Raw genomic sequence first — 348 nt, 5'->3', positions numbered from 1 at the left:
AACATCTCCTTCGCCAACGCGCTGGTGACGCTGACCAGCAGCGGCGCGATCACCCAGACCGGCACGCTGGGCGGCCAGGGGTTCGATCTGGCCGGCAGCACGATGGCGCTAAATGGCGACATCTCCGCCGGCACCTTCACCGCCGACAGCACCGGTGGCCTGAGCCAGAGCGGCACGCTGAGCGGGTCTGCCGTCAGCCTCTCGGGCACCAGCCTGGGGCTGGATGGCAGCGTCGAGGCCAGCACGCTCAGCCTCCAGAGCGCCGGCGCGATCAGCCAGGGGGCAGGTGCGAAATTGAACGCCGCCAGCCTCTCCGGCAGCGCCAGCACCTCCATCGCGCTGGGGGGG

At 70.7% G+C, this 348-nt stretch carries 1 protein-coding gene; it reads left to right on the top strand.

Annotated elements, in window-relative coordinates; genetic code table 11:
* On the top strand, positions 1 to 348 hold a 348-nt coding region (locus MXAZACID_RS19595), incomplete at both ends, for a hypothetical protein (protein WP_008495951.1).

The organism is Acidocella sp. MX-AZ02 (genome assembly GCF_000306035.1).
Classification (GTDB): domain Bacteria; phylum Pseudomonadota; class Alphaproteobacteria; order Acetobacterales; family Acetobacteraceae; genus Acidocella; species Acidocella facilis.
Note: the sequence above shows the minus strand (reverse complement) of the source record. Positions and strands in the feature narration are given on the sequence as shown.